This is a genomic window from Rhodococcus sp. NPDC004095, from assembly GCF_053604015.1.
In genome coordinates this window covers 221,966-239,374 of record NZ_JBSGGS010000001.1, presented here as the reverse complement: position 1 = coordinate 239,374, position 17,409 = coordinate 221,966, and the positions used below count along the sequence as shown (strand labels likewise).

At 67.8% G+C, this 17,409-nt stretch carries 18 protein-coding genes; 7 read left to right on the top strand and 11 right to left on the bottom strand.

Translation table 11 applies throughout. The annotated features are described in order from the left end of the window. Nucleotides 1-45 precede the first annotated feature (45 nt). Genes ACWEPG_RS01090 through meaB form a run of 3 tightly spaced genes read left to right on the top strand, consistent with a single transcriptional unit; the run spans nt 46 to nt 3,615 of the window. A complete protein-coding gene (locus ACWEPG_RS01090) occupies nt 46-1,536 on the top strand; it encodes a class I adenylate-forming enzyme family protein (RefSeq protein ID WP_452593657.1) in 1,491 nt (496 codons plus the stop codon). Beyond that, nucleotides 1,529-2,668, top strand: a complete 1,140-nt coding sequence (locus tag ACWEPG_RS01085; RefSeq protein WP_452593656.1) for a thiolase family protein — start codon at nt 1,529-1,531, stop codon at nt 2,666-2,668. The genes ACWEPG_RS01090 and ACWEPG_RS01085 overlap by 8 nt, the downstream gene beginning before the upstream one ends. Beyond that, on the top strand, nt 2,665-3,615 hold the full coding sequence (gene meaB, locus ACWEPG_RS01080; protein ID WP_452593655.1) for a methylmalonyl Co-A mutase-associated GTPase MeaB: 951 nt from the start codon (nt 2,665-2,667) through the stop codon (nt 3,613-3,615). The genes ACWEPG_RS01085 and meaB overlap by 4 nt, the downstream gene beginning before the upstream one ends. A gap of 41 nt (nt 3,616-3,656) precedes the next feature. On the opposite strand, the gene ACWEPG_RS01075 is transcribed toward meaB, so the two are convergent. Genes ACWEPG_RS01075 through ACWEPG_RS01065 form a run of 3 tightly spaced genes read right to left on the bottom strand, consistent with a single transcriptional unit; the run spans nt 3,657 to nt 6,256 of the window. Continuing rightward, nucleotides 3,657-4,712 carry an NAD(P)H-dependent amine dehydrogenase family protein gene (locus ACWEPG_RS01075; protein WP_452593654.1) on the bottom strand — a complete coding sequence of 352 codons (1,056 nt, stop codon included), beginning with the start codon at nt 4,710-4,712 and terminating at the stop codon, nt 3,657-3,659. Between the two features lie 41 nt (nt 4,713-4,753). Further along, nucleotides 4,754-5,554, bottom strand: a complete 801-nt coding sequence (locus ACWEPG_RS01070; RefSeq protein ID WP_452593653.1) for an acyl-CoA thioesterase — start codon at nt 5,552-5,554, stop codon at nt 4,754-4,756. A 48-nt stretch (nt 5,555-5,602) separates the two neighbouring features. Beyond that, complete coding sequence (locus ACWEPG_RS01065) at nt 5,603-6,256, bottom strand: TetR/AcrR family transcriptional regulator (protein WP_452593652.1); 654 nt, start codon at nt 6,254-6,256, stop codon at nt 5,603-5,605. 181 nt (nt 6,257-6,437) lie between these two features. Here ACWEPG_RS01065 and ACWEPG_RS01060 point away from each other — a divergent pair, with 181 nt between their 5' ends. The 4 genes from ACWEPG_RS01060 to ACWEPG_RS01045 all read left to right on the top strand — a co-directional run bounded on the left by ACWEPG_RS01060 (nt 6,438) and on the right by ACWEPG_RS01045 (nt 10,124). Beyond that, complete coding sequence (locus ACWEPG_RS01060) at nt 6,438-7,454, top strand: acyl-CoA dehydrogenase family protein (protein ID WP_452593651.1); 1,017 nt, start codon at nt 6,438-6,440, stop codon at nt 7,452-7,454. Further along, nucleotides 7,445-8,620 (top strand): acyl-CoA dehydrogenase family protein, encoded by a 1,176-nt coding sequence (locus ACWEPG_RS01055; protein WP_452593650.1) that lies wholly within the window; start codon nt 7,445-7,447, stop codon nt 8,618-8,620. The genes ACWEPG_RS01060 and ACWEPG_RS01055 overlap by 10 nt, the downstream gene beginning before the upstream one ends. Nucleotides 8,621-8,630: 10 nt before the next feature. Continuing rightward, a complete protein-coding gene (locus ACWEPG_RS01050) occupies nt 8,631-9,416 on the top strand; it encodes an enoyl-CoA hydratase (RefSeq protein ID WP_452593649.1) in 786 nt (261 codons plus the stop codon). A gap of 192 nt (nt 9,417-9,608) precedes the next feature. Continuing rightward, complete coding sequence (locus tag ACWEPG_RS01045) at nt 9,609-10,124, top strand: hypothetical protein (RefSeq protein WP_452593648.1); 516 nt, start codon at nt 9,609-9,611, stop codon at nt 10,122-10,124. An 81-nt stretch (nt 10,125-10,205) separates the two neighbouring features. On the opposite strand, the gene ACWEPG_RS01040 is transcribed toward ACWEPG_RS01045, so the two are convergent. The 8 genes from ACWEPG_RS01040 to ACWEPG_RS01005 are packed head-to-tail and all read right to left on the bottom strand — an operon-like array spanning nt 10,206 to nt 17,270. Continuing rightward, nucleotides 10,206-11,459 (bottom strand): amidohydrolase family protein, encoded by a 1,254-nt coding sequence (locus tag ACWEPG_RS01040; protein ID WP_452593647.1) that lies wholly within the window; start codon nt 11,457-11,459, stop codon nt 10,206-10,208. Between the two features lie 27 nt (nt 11,460-11,486). Continuing rightward, the gene (locus tag ACWEPG_RS01035; protein ID WP_452593866.1) at nt 11,487-12,221 is read right to left on the bottom strand and encodes an acyl-CoA dehydrogenase family protein; all 735 of its coding nucleotides are present in this window, start codon (nt 12,219-12,221) and stop codon (nt 11,487-11,489) included. 50 nt (nt 12,222-12,271) lie between these two features. Beyond that, nucleotides 12,272-13,372: an acyl-CoA dehydrogenase family protein gene (locus ACWEPG_RS01030; RefSeq protein ID WP_452593646.1), complete on the bottom strand. Its 1,101-nt coding sequence runs from the start codon at nt 13,370-13,372 to the stop codon at nt 12,272-12,274. Nucleotides 13,373-13,378: 6 nt separating this feature from the next. Then, nucleotides 13,379-13,804 carry a nuclear transport factor 2 family protein gene (locus ACWEPG_RS01025; protein WP_450111866.1) on the bottom strand — a complete coding sequence of 142 codons (426 nt, stop codon included), beginning with the start codon at nt 13,802-13,804 and terminating at the stop codon, nt 13,379-13,381. Further along, nucleotides 13,782-15,002, bottom strand: coding sequence for an amidohydrolase family protein (locus tag ACWEPG_RS01020; RefSeq protein ID WP_452593645.1), 1,221 nt, complete (start codon nt 15,000-15,002; stop codon nt 13,782-13,784). The genes ACWEPG_RS01025 and ACWEPG_RS01020 overlap by 23 nt, the downstream gene beginning before the upstream one ends. Nucleotides 15,003-15,006: 4 nt before the next feature. Continuing rightward, nucleotides 15,007-15,351: a hypothetical protein gene (locus ACWEPG_RS01015; RefSeq protein ID WP_450111868.1), complete on the bottom strand. Its 345-nt coding sequence runs from the start codon at nt 15,349-15,351 to the stop codon at nt 15,007-15,009. Continuing rightward, complete coding sequence (locus ACWEPG_RS01010) at nt 15,344-16,675, bottom strand: aromatic ring-hydroxylating oxygenase subunit alpha (protein WP_452593644.1); 1,332 nt, start codon at nt 16,673-16,675, stop codon at nt 15,344-15,346. The genes ACWEPG_RS01015 and ACWEPG_RS01010 overlap by 8 nt, the downstream gene beginning before the upstream one ends. 4 nt (nt 16,676-16,679) lie before the next feature. Continuing rightward, nucleotides 16,680-17,270 (bottom strand): carboxymuconolactone decarboxylase family protein, encoded by a 591-nt coding sequence (locus tag ACWEPG_RS01005; protein WP_450111870.1) that lies wholly within the window; start codon nt 17,268-17,270, stop codon nt 16,680-16,682. Nucleotides 17,271-17,409 lie beyond the last annotated feature (139 nt).

Genomic DNA, 17,409 nt, shown 5'->3' with positions numbered 1-17,409 from the left:
CCCTTCTTGCAACTATTGCTCTCGTGCTGAGAGAATCATGTTCTCATGAACATCAGCATGATTCTAGAAATGGCCGCAGCGGATGGCGATCGGATCGCCGTGACCGGTGCCGGACGGTCGCTGACCTCGGCACAGTTACTGGATCAGGCCCATCGAGCCGCCGCCCGCTTCCGAGACCAGCCGGCGGTGCTCTACCTGGGTGCCAACCATCCGGCCTACCCGGTGGCGCTGTTCGGTGCCGCCCTCGCCGGCGTGCCGTTCGTCCCGCTCAACTACCGACTCGGGGACAACCAGCTCACCGCACTTCGGGACAAGCACCCCGGTGCCCTCGTCCTCGAACCCGGCGACCTCGACGCGTTTCTGGGTGCGCCTGAGTCGGACACCGCCGACGGTGCGCCTGAGTCGGACACCGCCGACGGTGCGCCTGAGTCGGACCCGTCCGCCGCCGAACCGCTGCCGGAGTGGGACGGAGACGCCGTCGCCGCGATCATCTACACCAGCGGGACCACGTCGGACCCGAAGCCCGCGGTGCTGCGGCACCGGCACCTGCTCGCCTACGTGCTGAACACGCTGGAGTTCGGTTCCTCGGACGCCACCGACGCGGCATTGGTTGCGGTGCCGCCGTATCACATCGCCGGGCTGACCAATCTGCTCTCGAACCTGTACACCGGCCGCCGGGTGGTCTACCTGCCCGCGTTCGACCCGACGGAATGGCTCGCCACCGTTCGGCGCGAAGGGGTCACGCACGCGATGCTCGTGCCGACGATGCTGGCGCGCATCGTGAACGAACTGGGTGACGACGACGCGGCCACCCCGACGCTGCACAGCCTCGCGTACGGCGGATCCCGGACCCCGCGCCCGGTCCTCGAGCACGCCCTGCGGGCATTCCCCGACACCGGATTCGTCAACGCGTACGGGCTGACCGAGACGGCGTCCTCGGTGGCGGTGCTGTCGCCGGAGGATCACCGCGAGGCGTTCGCGTCGAGCGATCCCGCGGTCCGGGACCGCCTCGGATCGGTCGGGAGGCCGCTGCCGGGCATCGAGATCGCGGTGCGGACCGAAAGCGGCGACCCCGTCCCCGCCGGCGAGACCGGACTCGTGTTCGTCCGAGGCGAGCAGATCTCCGGTGAGTACGGCAAGCGCAGCGTCCTCGACGCCGACGGCTGGTTCGCCACCCGCGATCTCGGCCGGATCGACGCGGACGGGTACCTGTTCGTGGAGGGCCGCGCCGACGACACCATCATCCGTGGCGGCGAGAACATCGCGCCGGCGGAGATCGAGGACGTGCTGCTCGCCCATCCGGGAGTCGTCGAGGCCGCGGTGATCGGCGTCGCCGACGCGGAATGGGGGCAGCGCATCGTCGCGGTGCTCGTCGGTGACGCGGACCCGGTCGAGCTCACGAACTGGGTCCGGGAACGGCTGCGCTCCTCGAAGACACCCGACACCATCGTCTTCCGGGCCGATCTTCCCAAGACAGAGACCGGAAAGCTGTTGCGCCGCAATCTTATCGCCGAACTGGAGAATGCCAATGCCTGATGCTGTCATCGTGTCCGCCCTGCGTACGCCCATCGGTACCGCCGGGAAGGGCACCCTCCGTGACACCAGTGCCTTCGACCTGGCGCACCACGTGGTCGCCGCCGCGGCCGAGGGGCTCGACCCTGGCCGCATCGACGACGTGATCCTCGCCGAGGGACTGCACGGCGGCGGCGTGATCGCGCGACACGCCGCGATCACCGCCGGGTTGACGAGCGTTCCCGGTCTCGCCCTCAACCGGCACTGTGCGGCCGGGCAGGGAGCGGTCCAAACCGCGGCCGCGAGCATCCGCGCCGGCATGGACTCGCTCGTGATCGCCGGCGGCGTGAACTCCGCGTCCACCGCACCGCGGTCGTTGACCCGGGTCGGGGACGAGTGGGTGCCGTGGATGTCGCCCACCCACCCCGACCGTCCGGATGCACCCAACCGCGACATGTCGATCACCGTCGGCTGGAACGCCGCGGTGGAGGCCAGGGTGTCGCGCGAGGAGATGGACGCGTGGGCGCTGCGGTCACACCGAAACGCGGTGCAGGCCATCGAGGAGGGCCGGTTCAAGGAGGAGATCGTCCCGATCGACACCCCGCACGGCCTGTTCTCCGTCGACGAGCATCCGCGTCGTGACACCAGCATGGAGAAGCTCGCCTCGCTCAAGCCGCTGCATCCCGAGATCGAGGGGTTCAGCATCACGGCAGGCAACGCGTGTGGCGCCAACGACGCCGCCGCCGCGCTCACCATCGCGAGCTCCGACCTGGGACTGCCCGCGCTGGCCACGGTCCGGTCCTGGGCGTCGGTCGCAGTGGACCCCTCCCGGACCGGTCTCGCCCCGGTCGAGGCGATCCCGAAGGCCCTCGCCCGCGCGGGAATGACCTTCTGCGACGTCGACCTGTTCGAGATCAACGAGGCCTTCGCCGCGATGTGCGTGGCCACCGTCAAACTGCTCGACATCGACCCGGACAAGGTCAACGTCAGTGGCAGTGGGTGCTCGCTCGGACATCCGGTCGCCGCGTCCGGGGCCCGGATGCTGGTCACGTTGGTGCACGAGTTGCGCCGTCGCGGTGGCGGAATCGGTGTCGCGGCCATGTGTGCCGGGGGCGGCATGGGCTCGGCCACGGTGATCGAGGTCCCCGCGCCGTGACAGGTGTCTCCGGGCGGCCCGCGACCGGTGTTCCGGAGCCGGCGGCGGCCAGTGTCCCGGAACTCGTCGCGGCCGCGCGGGCCGGGTCGACCCGGGCGGTCGGGCGGTTGCTGAGCCTGGTCGAGAGCCCGCGCCGGGACGAGGTGATCTCGGTGCTCGACCCGGCCACCACCCGGGTTGTCGGTGTGACCGGGCCGCCAGGCGCCGGGAAGTCGACAACCGTCGCCGCCCTGGTCGGCGCCTATCGCGAACGCGGCATGCGCGTGGCAGTACTGGCGGTGGATCCGTCCTCGCCGTACAGCGGCGGCGCCCTGCTCGGCGACCGGATCCGGATGGCACAGCACATCGACGATCCCGACGTGCTGATCCGTTCGGTAGCGACCCGCGGGCACCTCGGCGGTCTCGCCGCCGCGGTGCCCGCGGCCGTCCACCTGCTGGCTGCACTGTCCTACGACCTGATCCTGCTGGAGACCGTCGGCGTCGGACAGTCCGAGATCGAGATCGCCGCCGTTGCCGACCCCACCGTCGCCGTGCTCAATCCCGGTGCGGGAGACGCGGTTCAGGCAGCGAAGGCGGGCCTGCTCGAGGTCGCCGACCTGATCGTGGTGAACAAGGCGGATCGCGACGGTGCCGACCAGACGGTGCGGGATCTGCGAACCGAGGTCATGGTCCCGATCGTCAAACTCGTCGCCTCCCGGGGCGACGGACTGACCGACCTGGTCGATGCGATCGAGACCCACCAGCAGGCGGACACGCGCGAGCGCCGAATCGCCAAGGCGCTGGCGCAGATCCTCTCGCTGGCCCAGTCCCGCCTCCGCAGCGACCCGTGCCTCGCCGGCCTCGCCGAGTCAGTCGCGGACGGGGGTCTCGACCCCTACCGGGCCGCGGCGCGTCTCCTCGGCCGGGAACCCGGAACCGATGTGCAGGAGCCGCGACACCGCCGGTGACGGCGACGGCCCCGCCTTCGCAGTGGCCGCCGCCGCGGCACTCAGTCGAATGTGGCCAGCGCCTGCGGCAGGTCGAGAGTCGAGCGGATCCCCGGCGCCGCTCCACACACCGCCGCAACGGTATTGACGGCGCGGTTGGCGGTGTAGCCGGGGGAGACCGCGCTCATCCGTTCGAGTGGCACCGGGAACCGGATGTCGATGTCGAGCGGGGCGTCCCCGTCGACGGCGAGATGCCAGCCGGTGGCCCGTACGTCCCACTCGATGTCGGTGGTGCAGTACCAGGTGGCACGGAAGCGCAGCAGTTCGCGCCCGTTCCGCATTCCCGAGACGGTAACCCGTTGTGCCGCAACGGTGCCTGCCTCGATGGTGCCCGCAGCGATCGTCGTGGTCTGTCTCGCGACGGCCACCTGCCCGCTCGCCTCGACCGCGTCGAGGGGCAGGCCGAGGCCGTCCGCGAGCAACTGCAGGGACGGCCCGAAACTGGCCCGCAGGTGTGCCGCCCGATGCTGTGAGTCGACGGTCGGGTCGCCGCCGAACCCCATCACCTCGAACAGCATCGCCGGGGAGTCGCGCCGGGAGAGATCGGCGAACTCGTCGATGGCCAGGTGCTCGAGCCGGCGCTGCACCGAGGCCAGGACGAGCGGGACGGCCTCGGTGATGAATCCGGGACTGCTGCCGGTGCTGTGGATCGAGGATCCGCCGAGCTCGCACGCCGCTTCGACACGAGCGCGGACGGCGGGATCCATGCTCGCCGGATGGTGGAACTCGCCGCGAGTGGTGACGATGTTGATGCCCGATGCGAGTAGTCGGCACACCTCGTCGTAGTCGCAGGCGCGCGGCATGTACAGGACGCAGTCGACCGCGGCGTCGACGATGTCCTCGATGCTCCCCGTCGCGAGAATCCCAGTCGGGCCCGTGCCGCACAGTTCGCCGGCGTCCCGTCCCACCTTGTCGGTGCCGTGGACGTACACGCCGGCCAGGGTGAGGTTCGGGTGCTCGATGACGCCGCGCAGCGACTTGGCTCCGATGTTGCCTGTGGCCCACTGCGCGACCCGGAGCGAATGGGCCTGCTCGGAACTGCTGCCGTTGTCACGCAACGTATTCGACTCCGCTCTGGAAAGGGGTAGGGGTGCTGCGGTCAGGGCAGGCGAAGGAGCGCTTCCTGGGCGTAGGAGGCGACGAGATTCCCGCCCGGGGTGAGGACGTCGCCGCGGCCGAAGCACCGGCCGCCGGCCACCAGGGGGCTGTGCTGGCGCAGCAGCAGCCAGTCGTCGGTGCGCAGCGGGCGATGGAACCACAAGGTGTGGGAGGTGACCGCGGAGGTGAAGGCGGTGCCGTTGCCGAGTTGGCACAACCCGTCCACCGACAGCAGGGCGGTGCCGATGAGGTTGAGATCGGTTGCGTACGCGACGAGTGCCGGCCCGAGAGCCGGATCGACTTCCGGTGTGCGCATCCACATTTCGAACTCCGGCGCCGCCGTGCCGGTGGCGTCGAGGTCCGTGGTGGTTCGGGTCTCCCACGGGATCAGGTCGAAATGGGCTCGGTGCCGGTCGGGCAGTACGGCCGGGACGTCGGGGACCCACTGGTGCACCGGGCCGTCCTCGGGAGTGTGCATCGAGATCGTGGCCGTGGCGATCGGCCCCTTCGACTGCCGTGCCACGACGGTCAACGTGGCGAAGGACCGTCCCTCGTGCTGGCGTGTCACCTCGTAGCGGACCGGTTCGTCGGCCCGGCCCTCGCGGGGGAAGAGCACGTGGAGGGACTTGAGGTCCTTGCCCGGACAGGCCAGGGCAGCGGCCCGGGTGAGCTGGCCGAGGATCTGGCCGCCGAAGAGGCGGTGGTATTCGAGGTGCTGGTTGTCTCCCTCGAACACCGCGTGGGGGTCCGCCACCGGGCGCAGGTCGAGGCAGGCGAGTAGGTCGTTCCACAACTCGGACATACCGCCGAGTGTAATCAGAACTCTGCCGAAAAGAGAATGTTGTTCTCGCTAGGAGTGTGCGAACCCCCGTGCGCAGAAGGTCCAGACTTCCTCGCCAGTGATGGGCTTGATGGTCGCGTCGTCGGTCGCGCCGCTGGACTGGGCGATGAACATGACCGTCTGCATCGTCATCGCGGCCATGCGGCGGGGGTTGACGTCCTCACGCAGTTCTCCGGCCTCGTACGCCCGCTCCATCAGCTCCGTGAACAGTGCGAGCAGGGAAGAGTGTGCGACCTTGACCTCGGAAGGATGCGAGACCAGCAACTGTGGAGCAAAATCCGTGAACAGCGGGCGCTGGGCGGTCGGGTCGGGGCGGCAGAACTCGAAGAGGAGCTCGATCGAGACGCGGAGCTGCTCGATGGGGTCGGTCTGGCCGGCTGCGGCGGCCCGGATCTGGTCCGCGGAGCGGCTCAATGCATCCTCGAAGAGGGCAAGCAGCAACTCGTGTTTGCCGTCGAACTGCAGGTAGAAGCTGCGCAGGGATTGCTTCGACCGGTCGACGACCTCCTGCACCGTGAAGTCCGTCGTGCCCTTCTCGGTGATGATCGCCTGTGCGGCGTCGAGGAAGCGCTGGACACGCTGTTCCGCGCGGAGTTTGGCGGTTTTGATGGAGCGTTCGACTGCGCGCGCCTTCCAGGCCGGCTCTTCGTTTGCGCCGGTCACGGTCGGATCTGCGCTCTCTCATTGATGGCGAACATGGAAGCACTGTACCGGAGGGTAAGGCGCAATTGCGCCGCCAGGTCACATGGCGCGGTCTTTTGAGAGACTATTACTTTCATCAAATGAGAATGCTATTCTCACTTCCATACTGTGCACCGCGCTCTGATGGAGGAGGCAGGTCGGAATGCTCTTCGAGTTCGATTCCGATCAGCGGCTATGGCAGGACACGGTCCGTGACGTCACGGCCAAGGAGTGTTCGCCCACGCTGATTCGTAATGTCGTCGACAACGGTACGGATCCGGGTCCGCTGTGGAAGCGGTACATCGATCTGGGCTGGACCGAGTTGACGGACCCCGAGGCCGCCGTCGAGCTGGCGATCGTTCTCGAAGAGCTGGGGCGCAGCACCGATCCAACGCCCTATCTCGCGACCATGACCCAGTTCACCCCTCTCGCAACGGCATTTGCCGATCCCGCCCTGTCGGGTACGGCGGTGTACGACGGCATCGCAGTGCACCGGGTCGGCAGCGACTGGGTGCTCGACGGCACGGCCCATCACGTCCTCGACGGCGACCGCGCCGACCGGTTCGCGGTCGTCACCGGGGCCGGCGTGTTCGTCGTCCCCGCCGAGCAGGTGACCGCGACTCGTAGCCCGGTGTTCGATCCCGTCCTGCACCTCGCGGAGGTCCGCTTCGACGGAGTGCGGATCGGCGACGAGGCCCGCAGCGACGTCGACCCGGCCCGTGCCCGCGAGCTCGCGCTGACCGGAATGGCATTGACGACGGTTGGTGCGTGCCAGCGCATCCTCGACCTCGCGCTCGAACACGTTCGCGGTCGCGAGCAGTTCGGTGCGCCGATCGGATCGTTCCAGGCGGTCCAGCACAAGGCGACCGACATGCACGTCGCCATCGAACGGGCTCGTGCCCTGGCCTACTACTCGGCGTTGACGATCGCGGCCGACGACCCCCGCCGGCGGGTGGCCGCGTCGATGGCCAAGGCTGCGGCGGGCGAGTGCCAGTCCCTGGTGTTCCGGAACGGGCTGCAGTTGTTCGGCGCCATGGGGTTCACCTGGGAGAACGACCTTCAGTTCGCGCTCAAGCGAGCCAAAGTCGGCGAGCTGCTGCTCGGCGGCGCGGCCGAGCATCGAGCGCTCATCGCCGCCGCGCGGGACACGCACATTGCCAAGGAGTACGCGTGCAACTGACCTTTGACGACGACGTCGAGCGGTTCCGGGCCGAGTTCGTGGCCTTCCTCGACGAGCACCTGCCCACGGACGCCGAGGCGGGCGAACGGTCCCATTCGAGTGCCCACGTCCCGGACTGGGCCAGACGCTGGCAGCGCGTCCAGTTCGACAACGGCTGGCTGCTGCCGGGCAATCCACCCGAGTTCGGCGGCCGGAACGCCACCATCCTGCAGCAGTACGTGCATCTCGAGGAACTGTCCAAGCGCCGGATCTACCACAGTTTCAATCCGCAGGGGCTCGGCATCATCGCCGCCTCGCTCCTGTCGTTCGGCACCGAGGAGCAGAAGGAGCGCTGGGCCGCAAGGATTCTGCGTGCCGAGATCACCGCCGCGCTCGGGATGAGCGAGCCGGGCGCCGGCTCCGATCTCGCGGGGCTGCGCACCCGGGCCGTCCTCGACGGCGACCACTTCGTGGTGAACGGGCAGAAGGTCTGGACCTCCGGCGCCCACGACGCCGACGTGCTGCTGACCTTCGTGCGCACCGACCCGGACGCCCCCAAGCACCAGGGGATCAGCGTGCTGCTCATCCCGACCGACACCCCCGGCGTCACGCGCCGCCCGTTCGCCTCGGTCTGCGCCGAGGACGACCTCGACTTCAACGAGGTGTTCCTCACCGACGTCCGGGTGCCCGCCGAGAACCTCGTCGGGGAGTTGAACAAGGGTTGGCGGGTGGCGACGGGGTCGCTCGGTCACGAGCGCACCCTGCTGTGGCTGAGCTTCGCCGACCGACTGGAAGACCTCATCGAGGACTTCCGTCCGGTGACCGAACTGGACCGCGATCACTACGCCACCCTGGTGATGGACGCCCAGGCGCTGCGATTGCTCGGCTCCCAGGCGCTCGCTCGCGAAGCGCGGGGCAACCAGGACGTGGCCGCGCTGTCGGTACTCAAACTGCTCGGGTCCGAGGCCGTGCAGAGTGCCGCGGAACACGCATTGTCCGCGGCCGGCTCGGACGGTCTCGTCCACCCGACGACGACCGCGCCCTACACCCCGTGGAATCTCGACAACTTCTCGTCCGGTTGGTTCGAGCGGTACGTCCGCAGCTTCGCAGGGACCATCGCCGGCGGCACCTCCGAAATCCAGCGCACCATCGTCGCCGAGCGCGTGCTCGGCCTTCCCCGAAGCTGAGGAGCGGGTCTTGTACATTCTCTACGAGGTCGCCGACAAGATCGCGACCATCACCCTGAACCGCCCCGAAGTGGCGAACGCCCAGAACAGCGACCTGCTCGACGAGCTCGATGCCGCTTGGACCCGTGCCGCCGAGGATCCTGAGGTGGCGGTCATCGTGCTCCGGGCCGAGGGCAAGCACTTCTCGTCCGGCCACGACCTCAACGACGGCAAGTGGCCCGCGCCCGGGAACATCACCCTGGAGTGGATCATTGCCGCCGAAAGTCGTCGCTATCTCGAGTACTCACTACGTTGGCGCAACGTGCCCAAACCGTCGATCGCGGCGGTGCAGGGCAAGTGCATCGCCGGCGGGCTGCTGCTGTGCTGGCCGTGCGACCTCATCGTCGCCTCGGACGACGCCTCGTTCTCGGATCCCGTCGTGATGATGGGCATCGGCGGTGTCGAATACCACGGCCACACCTGGGAACTCGGTGCCCGCAAGGCCAAGGAGATCCTGTTCACGGGACGCCCGGTGACGGCGGACGAGGCCGAGAAGGTCGGCATGGTCAACAAGGTGGTGCCCCGCGCCGAGCTGGACTCCGAGACACGGGCGCTGGCCGAGCGGATCGCCGACATGCCGCCGTTCGGACTCCGGCAGGCCAAGCGCGCTGTCAACCAGACGCTCGACGTGCAGGGCTTCTACGCCGCGATCCAGTCGGTGTTCGACGTTCACCAGACCGGACACGGCAACGCGCTGAGCGTCAGCGGATACCCGATCCTCGTGAAGCTGGACGAGATGAAGGCCAAGCTCCGGTAGGCCGCGAGGACAACAGAAGACGTCGACACCCTGGCAGTGAGCAATCCCGCTCCGCTGTCGGGGTGTTGGTGAGTCTGGACTCTTCCTGCCACATGGGCGTGCAGGTTTCGGGCACGAACATGGAGAGTCCCAGGCAGTTTCGCAAAACCCAGTGGTGGGCGGCGCATCCGTTCACCGGATAGGAGATTGATCATGCGGGTTTCGACCTCCCGTCGGGCACTGGCTGCCTGTGGATTCGTGGCCGTCCTGGCCGCGAGCGTCACCGGCTGCAGCAGTGACTCCGACGACGACGCCACGGCGGCGACGACCACGACGAAGGCGGCCGCCACCACCACCGCTGCCGCCGCCGCGGACCCGGCGGCGACCAAGGAGATCACGGACGCCTACGTCGCGTTCTTCAACGGGACGACCCCGCCGGCCGCCCGGGCCGGTCTCGTCGAGAACGGCGCCACCTTCCAGCCTGCGCTCGAGGCGATGGCCGCCGACCCGCAGGCGTCGGCCACCACCGCCACGGTCGCCAAGGTCACCACGACCGATGCCACCAACGCCGACGTCACCTACACCCTGCTGATGGGCGGCAACCCGGTGCTCCCGGATCAGGGCGGCCAGGCCGTCAAGCAGGACGGGACCTGGAAGGTTGCCGCGGCCACCTTCTGTGCGCTGCTCTCGATCCAGGGTGGTGGCGGCGCCCTGCCGCCGGGCTGCTGACGACCCACCCGTGAACGACTGTGGGGCGGTGCCGAATCCGAATCGGATTCGGCACCGCCCCACAGTGCTGTCGGGGTCGGCTCAGCCGGCCTGCTGCGCGTACAGCGCCGCGTACTCCTTGCGCGAGCGCGTCGAGATGTCGACGTCGACGGCCTTGGCCCGCAACGCGCCGACCGTGGCCTCCTCGCGCGGGATGTGCGCGAACGGATCGAAGCTCAGGAACCGGCAGGCGTTCTGCCAGGTGATCTTGTTGATGTCCGAATCGTCGGCACCGGCCCCTGTGAGCTCGTTCAGCACGAACTCCGGGGCGTCCGGCCACAGCGAGTCCGAGTGCGGGTAGTCGCACTCCCACGCGATGGTGTCGATACCGATGTCGTGCCGGAGCTTGAGCGAGGTCTTGTCGGTGACGTAGCAGGCGATCACGTGCTCGCGGAAGACCTCGCTGGGCAGCTTCCCGCCGAAGTCGCGGCGCAGCCAGCGCTGATTGGTGTAGTGCCGGTCGGAGCGGTCCAGGAAGAACGGGATCCAGCCGATTCCGCCCTCGGACAGGGCGATCTTCAGCTTGGGGAACCGCCGCATCGCAGGTCCCCACAACAGGTCCTGAATCGCGATCTGGGACACGCTGGGCGCGAGCACCATCAGATTGTCGATGGGGGAGTCCGGGGCCAGTCGCAGTGCGCCGAAGCCCTGACCGATGTGCAGGTTCATCACCATGTCGTTGTCGGACAGAGCCTGGAGAACCGGGGCCCAGTAGTCCATGTCGTGGTAGCTCGGCAGGCCGTCGATGTGCGGCAGTTCGGGCATGGTGACCGAGTGGCAGCCGAGCTTCGCGACGCGCTCGATCTCGTGCACTGCCAACTGCGGATCCCACAACGGCAGGATCGCGATCTTGATGAACCGGCCGGGGTAGGCGTCGTCCCACTCCTCGAAGTGCCAGTTGTTGTAGGCCTCGATCATCGCGACCGTGATCTCGTCCTTTGCGTGGCTCAGGTGGCCCGCGCTGAACCCGGTGAACGTCGGGAAGCACATCGAGGCGAGGATGCCGTTCGCGTTCATGTCGTCGATCCGCTGGTGGATGTCGTACACCGCGGGCCGCATCTCGGCGTAGCTGGCCGGATCGCGTCCCCACTCCTCGGCGGGCCACGTCACGACCGCGTTGAGTCCTGCGACGCCGGTCGGGCGGTCACGGTAGATCCACCGTTCGATGCCCTTCTCGTCGAGCACGACCTTCGGTGCGTAGTCCTTGTACTTGGCCGGCACGTGTCTGTCGAACATGTCGAGCGGTTCGACAACGTGGTCGTCGATGCTCACCAGGATCATGTCGTCGATGTTCATGTGGACTCCTTTCGTTCTCGCTGTCGCCTACAGGTGCACCAGTCGGGGCGCGGAGCCCTGGGTGCGGATGATCGCGCCGGCTTCCCTGGTCAGTTCTCGGGAACTGCCGAGCAGACCGTCGAGTACCAGTGTGCGGCGGACGTGCCGGTGCAGGGCGTGTTCTGCGGTGAATCCGATGCCGCCGAGTACCTGCTGGCAGTGGCGTGCGGCAGTCAGCGCCGCCTGTCCCGCAGCGGCTTTGGCCAGCAGTGAGCCGAGATCGTCGGTCGCGGAGTCGAGGGTGGCCTCCGCTCCCTCGATGGCGACGAGGGTCTCGGCGAGCTTGTGCCGAACCGCCTGGAAACTCGCGACCGGCTTGCCGAACTGCGTCCGATCGAGGGCGTGGGTGCGGGCGAGCGTCAGCATCGCGCGACCGGTACCGACCAGCCACCAGCCGAGCGCCCTGCGTCCCGCGGCGAGGGGAACCTCGTTCCCCGAGGAGACGACCCGGACCGGCAGCTCACTGTCGAGCCCCGTGCCGGTCGACCCGGTGCGGTCCCACATCACCCAACGCCCGCCCGCCGAGGGCAGGGGCACGGTGGAGCCGATGGGCAGGCCTGCCGCGGCGAGCACGACGTCGTTGACCAGCGGCGCGTGCGTGCCCGTCTCGCCGAGCAGCCGGAACACCAGAGGCACGGCGATGTCGGGCATCTCCGCGAGCATGTCCGCCCAGCCGAGCTCGGCGAGGGCCTCGTCGAGCTCGGCACCCGTTGCGGACGCCATTGTCCTGCGCAGTGTCTCGTCGAGCAGATCCAGCTCGATGTCGTGAACGGTCACTCCGCCCCCAATTCGAGTAGTCGGCGCGCGATGATGTTGCGCTGGATCTCCGCGGTGCCGCCGTAGATGGTGGCCGCGCGCGAGTACAGGAACTCCGTCCGCCACTCGGAGTCGGCGAATTCGATCGTCCCCGGCAGCAGGTCGCGAGCGGTGTCGAGCAGGCGCTGTTCGGCGGTCGCGAGCAGCACCTTGTCGATCGAGGTCTCGGGTCCGAGCCGGGCACCGTCCGCCAGCCTGCGCTGTGTGGCGTGCGACCGGCAGCGGGCGGTGTGCAGGGCGAGGTACGCCGCGCCCAGGTCGGCGTCGTCCTCCGCCTCGAGTGCGGGGGCCTGCTCGATCAACCGATCGAGCCTGGTGAACAGGTAGGCGATCCGATGCCAGAAGCAGGTGGAGCGCTCGTGCGGCAGCAGGTCCATCGCCACCCGCCACCCGTCCCCGGGCCGGCCGAGCATCCGTTCGGCGGGAACGACGACGTCGTCGAAGTACACCTCGGCGAATTCGTCGACGCCGTGCATGGTGCGCAGCGGACGGACGGTGATGCCAGGGGTGTCCATGTCGACGAAGAACGCGGTGATCCCGTCGTGGCCTTCCGACGTACGGGTGAGCAGAACGCACCGGGATGCATACTGCGCCAGGCTGGTCCAGACCTTCTGGCCGTTGATCACCCAGTGGCCGTCGCCGCGGTCGGTGGCGCGGGTGCTCAGCGACGCCAGGTCGCTGCCCGATCCGGGCTCCGAGAACCCTTGGCACCACTGCTCTCTTCCGCTGAGGAGCAGCGGGACCATTTCCGCGGCCAGTTCGGGGCGGGCGTACGAGATCATCGTCGGCGCGAGTACCTCGATCATCGAGTAGATCCCGGGCTCGGCCAGGTCGCGGGTGGCGACCTCCTCGCCGAGAACCGCGCGGAGAACGGCCGGTCCGCCGAGGCCCCCGACCTCGGCGGGCCAGCCATACCGCATCCAGTCCGCGTCGTGGAGCGCGCGGCGGACGCGGGCCAACTGCGCGACCTGACCGTCGAGCGAATGATCCGGTCCGGGGGCCAGATCGTTCTCGTCGAGCCACATCCGCAGGCTCGAACGGAATTCGTCGATGTCCATGAACGATCAGGCGCTCGGTCGCTCGAAGGCGTGCGGGATCCCGGAATCGTGCGCACCGCTGCGACGGATGAACGTCATGGCCCGCGTGCGCAACCGCCAGCCGTCGGCGGTACGGACGTAGGTGTCGTTGTAGTACCCGATCCGCATGTCGTGGGTGGCCTCCTCGACGAAACAGAGCGGCTGGGTGCCGGTGGCGGTGTCCCCGTCCAGGTCGATCAGCGCGGTGCCGGTCATGAACAGTCCCTTGGGAGCGGCCGCTACCAGTTCCGGAAACTGGTCCAGCGGGAACGCGTCGCCGAACGCACTGTAGGTGCCGTCGGGGGTGAAGACGGCGATCACGCCGTCGACGTTGCCTCGGGTCATGTTCACCGCGTACTCGGCGAGCAGTTGGTTGATCTCGACCAGGTCGTCAGTTGTCGAGGTTGTTGACATAGACCTTCCCGCCTTTCATGACGAATTGAACGCTCTGGGTGACGGTGATGTCCTGCAACGGATCTCCGGGAACACCGATGACGTCGGCGAGCAATCCCTCGGCGAGCCGACCGCGGTCGGGCGCGTTGATCAGCTCGGCCGCCACGACCGTGGCCGCGCGGAGTACGGCAAGCGGGGGCATCCCGCGCTCGACCAGCGCGACGAGCTCGTCGGCGTTCTTGCCGTGGGGGATCGCGGGTGCGTCGGTGCCGACCGCGATCTTCACGCCGGCGTCGTATGCCTTCTTCACCGACGTCCGGGCGCGGGGGAACATCAGGGCTGCCTTCTCCTGGAGTTCCTTCGGTGCGTGCGAGACATCCATCGCGTCGGCGAGCCGGGTGGTCGGAACCAGGAAGGCACCCGCCTCCACCATCTTCTCGATGGCGTCGTCGTCGAGCAGGAAGCCGTGCTCGATGCAGTCGATCCCCGCGGCGATCGCTGCCCGGACGGCATCGGCGCCGTGGGTGTGCGACGCGACGCGGAGGCCCCGCCGGTGAGCCTCGTCGACGATCGCCCGCAGTTCCTCGTCCGAATAGTGTTGTGCACCCGGTGTTCCGGTGTGCGACATGACCCCGCCCGAGACGCAGACCTTGATCAGCTGCGCGCCGTGCTTGATCTGGTACCGGACCGCCTTACGCACCTCGTCGACGCCGTTGGCGATGCCCTCTTCGATGGTCAGGTCCAGCACACCGGGGGAGAAGGCCGCGAACATGGTCGGGTCGAGGTGGCCGCCGGTCGGGGTGATCGCGTGTCCGGCAGGAACGATCCGGGGGCCGTCGACCCAGCCCGCGTCGATCGCCTTGCCGAGCGCGACGTCGAGCAGATATCCGCCGGTCTTGACGAACAGTCCGAGGTTTCGGACCGTGGTGAAGCCGGCACGCAGCGTGCGGCGGGCGTTGCCCACCGCACGCAGCATGCGCAGCGGAGGGTCGTCCTGCACGGTGGAGTAGACCGGCTTCTCGCCGCGTCCACCCATCAGCAGGTTGACCTCCATGTCCATCAGGCCGGGGACGAGGATCAGGTCGCCCAGATCCACGACCTCGCCCTCGGGTTTGCCGCCGACACCGACGATCCGGTCATCTTCGATCCGCAGAATTCCCGGACGGACGATCTCGCCGGAGTCGACATCGAGATAGCCGGCCGCCTTGAGTGTCAGCATGGCGTCAGACCACCGGCTCTCGGATGATCTCAACCCAGGCTGCACCGCTGTCGAGCACGCGGGGCTGCTTCCACACCTCGACCGGGAACGACACCATGACCACCGACTGCATCAAGTGCATCAGCCGCTTGGCGTCATCGGGCATGTCGTGCAAGGGGAATCGCGCATCGAGGTAGACCATCACGTCCTCGAGCCGTGCCATGCCGACGTCGTAGAGATCCTGCATCTCCTCCATCGACGAGGCAAGGCGCTTTGCGTAGCGTTCCGGCTCCGTCTGGAGGATCCAGTCACCGAACCGCTCCAGGTCGGCGAACTCTGCCGGCAGCAGGGGAGTCGTCGTCTCAGACATGTGCGACCTTTCCATTGGTCGTGGCGGTGGTGCCGCCGGTCGTGTTGGTCGTGGCGGCAGCCTTGTGCTTGTTCACGTAGTCGCCTGCGGTCTTGTGCAGGTGCCGGAGCAGGATCTCCTGGTCGCACAGCGGGAAGTCGGTGACCGCCCGGGTGCCGATCTGGGTCTGTGTTGCCTCCAGCGTATTCGCGTCCTGGAGGGCGTATTCCTTGAAGGTGACCGCCGCCAGTTCCTGGGAGAGTCGCTGGCGAGTGTTCTTCGGCGGCACGAAGTAGAGGTTGGCCTCGAAGATGTGCTTGTCCACGGCCGTCGGCCAGTAGTGGTAGGTCAGGTACCAGCCGGGTGCCCAGAACAGCAGGGTGAAGTTGGGGAAGAATTCGAACGAGTCCGTGCCCCAGGTGTTCTGGCGAGCAGGATTGATCGCCGGCGGCAGCTCGTCGGGCAGGATGCCCTTGATGTCGGGGCGGTCCCACGGGCCGAACAGGCCGCTGTGGAGGACCCGCTCGATGGGCTTGACCATGTTCAGGTCCTTCGGCGGGGACATCCCACCCCACGACGAGATCATCGCGTGGTCGTCCTTGATGTCGTAGTGCAGCGCCTCGAACCCGACCTTGGCCAGCTTCTCTGCCTCGTCCTTGGTCGCCTGCTTCATGTGCAGGATCGGTGCGTGGTAGAACTCGGTGAACGCGTCGATGAACAGCTTCCAGTTGGCGTTGATCTCCGAGCGGTAGCTGTAGACCTCGGTCATCTCGTGGAAGGGGTAGCCCTCCAGGCCCTTGGCGAAGTCGCCGAGGTAGTCCCCCAGCGGGCCGGCCTCGTCGTCGAAGTTGACGAAGATGAAGCCTTCCCAGACCTCGCACCGCACCGGCTTCAGTCCGTAGGAGCCCTTGTCGAGGTCGAAGAACTCGCCTTCCTGCTGAACGAAGGTGAGATCGCCCTTCAGGCTGTAGCGCCACGCGTGGTACTTGCAGGTGAACTGGCGGCAGCTGCCCGCGACCTCCTCGCCGGGATAGTCGTTCCACACCAGCTTGTTGCCGCGGTGCCGGCAGAGGTTGTAGTACGCCCGGACTTCACCGTCACCGTCTTTGACGATGATGATCGAGGTGCCGGTGCCCACCGACGGCATTTCGCGCGTGAAGTAGCTGCCGGTCTTCGGAAGGCGCTCCACGCGTCCGACATTGAGCCACAGCTTCTTGAAGATCGCCTGCTGTTCGAGCTGCCAGTGCTCCGGGTCGATGGAATCGGAGTAGTCGACGGGCTCGGTCCCGAGTTCGGGCCAGTTCTCGGTCCAGCTACCCACGGCTGGCTTGGTGAAGTGTGACAAGGGTCTACCTTTCGTTTCCGGGCCCGTGGCCGCTGTGCTCGATGTCGCTGTGCGCGAGGTTCTTGTGTGCGATTTCGTCGGGCGCGAGGCCGAATGTGTTGATGGCCATGGCCATGGTCGAGTAGCCGCCGACGGTGAAGACGAAGTCGAGTCGCTGGCGGTCGTCGAGTTGCGCCCCGAGTGCCGCCCAGGTCGCGTCGGTCAGCCGGGACGTGTCGCCGAGCTCGTCCACGGCGCTGAGCACCGTCTGCTCGAACTCGTCGTTCGACTTGCCGAGCCGGGTCGACTCGATCTCCTCGTCGCTGAAACCGGCTTCCCGGGCGATCTCGGTGTGATGGTGCGACTCGTACGCGCAGTCGTGGCGGTGCGCCACGCGCAGGATGGTCAGCTCGCGCAGGCGCGCCGGCAGTGTCGACCGGTACAGCAGGTGAAGGCTGAACCCGAGGAACGACTTCGTCAGGTCGGGGTGTCGAGCGAGTGTCGACAGCATGGGGCCCGCGCCGTCCGGGTGCTGGCGGTCTCTCGGGAGCATGCCGGCGAATGCGCGGCGAGTGTCGTCGTCCCATTCGTCCGCCGGTAGCGGTGTCAGTCCCATCCGTAACCTCCTCTCATCGAGAGAATAGCATTCTCATTTCTGAGCACAAGGTTTCCACGTCGGGCCCTGATAGTCAACGCCTGGGGGTGACTGCGCTCGGCGACCCTCTGTCGAGGGCTTTTGTCGGCGGTTGGCCGCT